The organism is Microvirga sp. GN3, from assembly GCF_055792825.1.
This window is the reverse complement of the sequence record NZ_JBVVAK010000284.1, coordinates 1-5198: the sequence shown is the minus strand read 5'-3', so window position 1 is coordinate 5198 and position 5198 is coordinate 1. Positions and strand designations below refer to the sequence as shown.

The following is a 5198-nucleotide window of genomic DNA, read 5'->3' as shown; positions in this document are numbered from 1 at the left end:
GCGACTGGGTGCTCAAGTTCAATGCTCAGGGACCGGACGGTCTCATCGACCGCAAGCCGCCGGGCCAGCCCTCCCGGCTCACTGATGCCCATCGATCAGCCCTCACCGCCATGATCGAAAGCGGACCCCTTCCGGCCGTGCATGGGGTGGTGCGCTGGCGACTGGTCGATCTGATCCAGTGGCTCTGGGATGAGCACCGCGTGCCAATCTCCAAGCAGACCCTGAGCCGGGAAGTGCGCGCGCTCGGCTATCGCAAGCTGTCGGCCCGCCCGCGTCATCACGCCAAGAGCGATGCCGCCGTGGCGGCTTTTAAAAAGACTTTCCCGCGCGTGTGGCGGAAATCGCGACCCACGAGGCCAACGGCAAGCCGCTAGAGATCTGGTTTGCCGACGAGGCGCGCATCGGCCAGAAGAACAAGATCACGCGGCGTTGGGCCAAACGCGGCACGCGTCCCTCGGCCCCGCGGGATCTGCGAACCGCCTCCACCTCCATCTTCGGGGCGATCTGCCCGGCGCAAGGCAAGGGAGCCGGCCTGGTGCTGCCCCGTTGCACGACCGAAGCGATGACACTGCATCTGGCCGAGATCGCGCAGGCGGTGGCGCCTGGGGCACACGCTGTGTTGCTGTTGGACCGGGCGGGCTGGCATGTCTCGCGCAAACTGCAGGTGCCGGCCAACATCACTCTGGTGCCGCTGCCGGCGAAAGCGCCCGAGCTGAACCCAGTGGAGAATATCTGGCAGTATCTGAGGGAGAACTGGATCTCCAACCGGATCTTCACATCCTACACGGATATTCTCGATCACTGCTGCGCGGCCTGGACCAAGCTCGTCGACCAGCCTTGGACCATCATGTCCATCGGCTTGCGTGATTGGGCACACGGGTTCTGATCAGGGGGACTTGGTATGAGATGGGCGGACCACGCGGGGACGATGGCGCCAAGAAGGTGAAAGGCCGCAAGCGCCATCTTCTCGTTGATACGCAAGGCGAACTGCTGAAGAACAGCGTGCATCCAGCCGACATCCATGACCGCGCCGGAGCCGAGATTGTGTTGTCTGACCTGCAGCATCTGTTTCCGGCCATTGAACTGATGTGGGCGGATACCGCCTATCGTGGGCTGAAGGACTGGCTTCAGTGGGCATTGGGCTGGAGATTATCCATCCCGCAGCATTGGTGGACCGGCGGTGTCTGGACACGGATCGGCGCGGAGCCGCCAATCCGACCGCGTGGCTTTCAGGTGCTCGCGCGAAGATGGGTGGTCGAGCGAACGATCGGTTGGCTCACCACCAATCGACGGCTGGCCAAGGACTATGAGCGCTTCGTCGAAACCGGCGTGATTCTGCTCTATCTCGCCATGAGCCGCATTCTGCTGCGGCGCCTCACACGCAAAGGCGAAAGATAATTGCTCACCATCCTCTTAGTGAGCCACCCTGAGGCAGCCTCGATACAATAATGGATTTGAGAAAGCATGTGTCGGACGAATACCAACTCAAACTGCGCGCTAGTACCGGCTTGGCGGCCTTCCGTCGGAACGTTGCCCCTTATGTATCGCGGTGATCAACAGGAGCGCTAAGACCCCCACTACGACAAGCTGCACGACGTAAAACTCATGTGTTAGCCAAGGCCCTTGCGTCATGAAGAACCGTTGATCTGCGAAGCTGTTCTGCGGGTCAGGGATCTTGCCATAAGGATGGCCACCGATCGGCAGCCAGACACGCGAGACCAGCAAGCATAATGCGCCGAAGGCCAGCAGTGCACCCGCGCTCAGCTGCGGCACCCTGTCCTGGAGCGCTCGGCCGGCAACAACTCCGACAAAGGGCCAATAGAACATCAGGTGACGGGATTCGGTCTCAATGCCCTGTGCCGCTCCCACTGTAAGAACAGCGACAAGACCATAGCCCCATTCCGCTCCTAACCGAGAGATCCGGGGCCACAGCAATATGGCAACCAGCAGAAGTGGACCGAAATACATGATGTTGGTGACCAAAAACCTTCCGGGCGCTACAATGCCATGGGTGAGGATAGCCCAGAGGGCGAAATCTCCAATGTCCGCCATCCTCGGGATCGGCTGGAACAGGTAGTCCCGCACTACCGGGAAAAGACTGATGAACAGCGCAAGCCCGATGAGCAGTGCGAGGCGCAGCGATGACCAGATCGTCGCGAGCGACATCTTCGTGGCCACGGCGATAAAGGTGAAGGCGGCGCCGAGGTAGAGCACAAGAACCGCGTAACTCAACGGGAGTAGTTGCGTCAGGGGCTGAGTGGTCATCCCCCCAGGCGTGATGTAGTTCCCCTCGCGCAGCCTGAGGTAACTGGCAGTGCCCAGACCTGCCGCCCCCAATAGAGCAAGCCCGACACGCCAAGGCTGAGCAATGCCGTCGTTGCCGCTGTCCTGCACATCGACCTGCCGAAAAACCAGAAGGCAAGCGGCCGGCAGAACGGCCGACGGCCAAGTGAAGAAGACACACGCGAAGGCAACAATCATCCAGATGAGCCGCCGTGCTAAAAACGCGTAGAGCAGCGCGCAGCCCTCTGCAAAAGCGGTCACGTCGGTCAGCACTGGATAGTAGGCCGGGAACTTGAGCAGGGCGAAGGAGGCTAGGAGGCCGATAAGAGTAAACGCAATGAACTCATCCCGCATGCCGAGCAGACGACCGCTCTTGATCAGCCAATAGGCCGACAGGCCAATGCAGATTGCGTTCCAAAGAGCGAAGCCTGCAATTGCCAGCTCCCGCGGCGCCTGCACTGGATCTGCGAACAGACGCAGAGGCAGCCCAACAATAACTGACGGCAAGAACCGTTGGAACAGGTAGCCTGACTGACTTTGGAGGAAGAAGTGGTATGGCGAGCGTGCGATCCCGACATAAGGTACACCGTCATATCCCATGCCGTCGTAGGCTTGGATCTTCTCGGACAAAAGGAAGAAAACCGCCAATCCAAGGAACAGTCCAAGTCCAACGATGATTGGCGAACGCAACGGTTTAATGCCCACGGTACCGTCTCTCTTCACTCTCTTAAATTCACGACGGGTCCCCATATAGCGCATGAGTCGACATAGTCGTGGTATCCTCGTAGTCGATGTAAAGAAAAAGCCGCCTAGAGGCGGCCGTCATGTAGTTCAGCGGCAACGCCTACTCGGCGGACCGCGTCCGCTCAGCATAGCAGAGCAACTCCCCAGTTTTGCTTCTATCCGGCCCTGACTCCAGCAGACCGGCAGTGACCAGCCCGTCACAGTGTCGATTCCAGACCACCCGATCAACCCAGGCTGACAGCCCGAATCCGATCGCGATGTTGACGATCAAACAAAACACAACAAAGGCGATGCCCTTGATCGGCCAGCGATCGGCGCTATCAGACAACGTCATATTGTTAACTTATTTCATATGCGATTGAGAGTGATAGCCCATCCTCTCATGCCACGCAAAGGCATTTTGTTGCGATCTTAGGTAACCCCTGTCATGACGGCCACTTTGCGCTCCGATGAAATCAGGTTCTCGTCCACCAGCTTTTGTAAGCCGAGCTCAGTGCGCGGGTCACCAAGATCGATGTAATGAGCGCCGAGCGCCTTATCGTAGCTGCGCAGTCCCGAGGCCAACCCCGTAGCCGATGGAGCAGGCAGCCCTGTCGCCTGCTCCATCAGCTCGTCAAGCTGCTCATCGCTGATCCCGACTGCCCAAGACAGCATCGGCACGGACACGCCGTTTTCCGTCGTCGCCTGCCCTGCCACGGTTCCGTCCGGTCCCGCGAACACGATGCGTAGACGTGACCCAGTCAGTTCAATGGGGGCTCGATCTTGGTGATAGGGTCAATTGCAGGATCTTTGCATGGAAGCGCCAGTCCGCCTTCAAGTTAAATGTCGGGACCTTCATAAGGGCTTCGGGTAAGGGGGCTGCTCCAGAGGGCGGTTTGCTGGTTTTCTATAATAGAGGTGGCGATTGACAGAGGGGCTATCGCGGGTTCAAGTGTGATCCGTCCCTGTCTCAGGAACTTACTAATGAAATCCAACCTGATTTTTGATCTCGGCATGCATGAGGGGCATGACACCGAGTTCTATCTCAAGAAGGGTTTCGATGTGGTCGCGGTTGAGGCGAACCCTATCATGGCCGCGAAAGGCCGCGAGAAGTTTGCGGACGCCATTGCTCGCAGGCAGCTAACGATTGTCGAAGCCGCCATTTACGAGAAGGAAGGCACGATCCCGTTCTACGTCAATGAGACGGTGAGTGATTGGAGCTCGGCCTATAAGACATTCGGAGCCCGCCCAGGGACAGATTTCAAGGAGATCCAAGTCCAAGCCGTGGGTTTCCGCGAGATCCTCGACCGCTTCGGATGCCCCTACTATATCAAGATCGATATTGAGGGCGCCGACAGCCTTGTCTTTGATGACCTGGCACAATTCGGGGATCTGCCGAAGCACATTTCAGCCGAGTTCGGCCCCTTCCCTTTGATGGTGAAAGCTTTCAATCTCGGCTATCGGCGCTTCAAGTTGGTCAATCAGGACTCCAACCGCTTCTCACGGCTGCCCAAGCCGCCCTTAGAGGGGCAATTCTGCGAGCATGAGTTTAACGGACTGATGAGCGGCCCCTTTGGGGAGGAGGCACCAGGTCCCTGGATGCCCTTTGAGGAAATTTCGAAGACATTCCTCTCTATTGTGGATATCCGCAGCCGCTACCCGCATTTGTTCCCGAATGCGTGGTTTGACTTCCACGCCTCCATCTGAGTGGAGGCCGCCGTTGCGCATGCTGTTGCTGATCGAAAGTGATGATGTCTCGCAGGTTATGGGGTCATAGTGAAGCGATAATCTAAACTACTCAGGCGCCTGTCGGGTATGGGACCAAAAACGGTTGCACCTAGATCCTGTCTGACGGCCTAATTGTGCGCAGGTACTGGCGCATGAAGGCGAGCTTCACCAATGCGGCGAAGTTGACCGCGAGCTTCTCGTGCCGGGTAGCAATGGATCGGCAGCCTTTCAGCCATCCCACACAGCGCTCAATCACGTTGCGTCTGCGGTAGAGATCTGGATCGAACGCTCGCGCAGCCCTTGCCCATGTTGCCGCCGGTGCGAGGTGGAATGACGGGGCGAAGTAATTACCCACGCCCTTGTCAGCAGGCTCAATGCCTGAATCCATGGGGCCATGGATCGCACTGATTTGCAGCGCCTGACGAAGGAAGAGCTGATCGAACTGGTGCTGCGGCTGCAGCGGC

The 5198-nt window shown here is 58.5% G+C and carries 6 protein-coding genes and 1 pseudogene; 3 read left to right on the top strand and 4 right to left on the bottom strand.

The window, feature by feature from the left end; genetic code table 11:
• Together ACS5Q1_RS46355 and ACS5Q1_RS46350 are read left to right on the top strand one after the other, a co-directional pair.
• A pseudogene (locus ACS5Q1_RS46355) lies at positions 1–886 on the top strand (IS630 family transposase); the annotation flags it as partial.
• Positions 887–906: 20 nt separating this feature from the next.
• Entirely contained in the window at positions 907–1398 is a 492-nt protein-coding gene (locus ACS5Q1_RS46350; protein WP_473104535.1) for a transposase, read from the top strand.
• A gap of 99 nt (positions 1399–1497) precedes the next feature.
• Here ACS5Q1_RS46350 and ACS5Q1_RS46345 read toward each other — a convergent pair whose 3' ends face one another.
• The 3 genes from ACS5Q1_RS46345 to ACS5Q1_RS46335 form a co-directional block, all read right to left on the bottom strand.
• Positions 1498–3042, bottom strand: a complete 1545-nt coding sequence (locus tag ACS5Q1_RS46345; RefSeq protein ID WP_473104534.1) for a hypothetical protein — start codon at positions 3040–3042, stop codon at positions 1498–1500.
• An 85-nt stretch (positions 3043–3127) separates the two neighbouring features.
• Positions 3128–3361 carry a hypothetical protein gene (locus tag ACS5Q1_RS46340; RefSeq protein ID WP_473104533.1) on the bottom strand — a complete coding sequence of 78 codons (234 nt, stop codon included), beginning with the start codon at positions 3359–3361 and terminating at the stop codon, positions 3128–3130.
• A 77-nt stretch (positions 3362–3438) separates the two neighbouring features.
• Positions 3439–3723 carry a hypothetical protein gene (locus tag ACS5Q1_RS46335; protein WP_473104532.1) on the bottom strand — a complete coding sequence of 95 codons (285 nt, stop codon included), beginning with the start codon at positions 3721–3723 and terminating at the stop codon, positions 3439–3441.
• A gap of 267 nt (positions 3724–3990) precedes the next feature.
• On the opposite strand from ACS5Q1_RS46335, the gene ACS5Q1_RS46330 reads away from it, so the two are divergent.
• On the top strand, positions 3991–4713 hold the full coding sequence (locus ACS5Q1_RS46330; RefSeq protein ID WP_473104531.1) for an FkbM family methyltransferase: 723 nt from the start codon (positions 3991–3993) through the stop codon (positions 4711–4713).
• 130 nt (positions 4714–4843) lie between these two features.
• Here ACS5Q1_RS46330 and ACS5Q1_RS46325 read toward each other — a convergent pair.
• Positions 4844–5198: transposase (locus tag ACS5Q1_RS46325; protein WP_473104530.1), on the bottom strand; the 355-nt coding region annotated here is incomplete at its 5' end.

Excerpts from the sequence above, each read along its gene's own strand:
- ACS5Q1_RS46350 (WP_473104535.1), top strand. The coding sequence starts at position 907 with ATGGGCGGACCACGCGGGGACGATGGCGCCAAGAAGGTGAAAGGCCGC.
- ACS5Q1_RS46345 (WP_473104534.1), bottom strand. The coding sequence starts at position 3,042 with ATGCGCTATATGGGGACCCGTCGTGAATTTAAGAGAGTGAAGAGAGAC.
- ACS5Q1_RS46340 (WP_473104533.1), bottom strand. The coding sequence starts at position 3,361 with ATGACGTTGTCTGATAGCGCCGATCGCTGGCCGATCAAGGGCATCGCC.
- ACS5Q1_RS46330 (WP_473104531.1), top strand. The coding sequence starts at position 3,991 with ATGAAATCCAACCTGATTTTTGATCTCGGCATGCATGAGGGGCATGAC.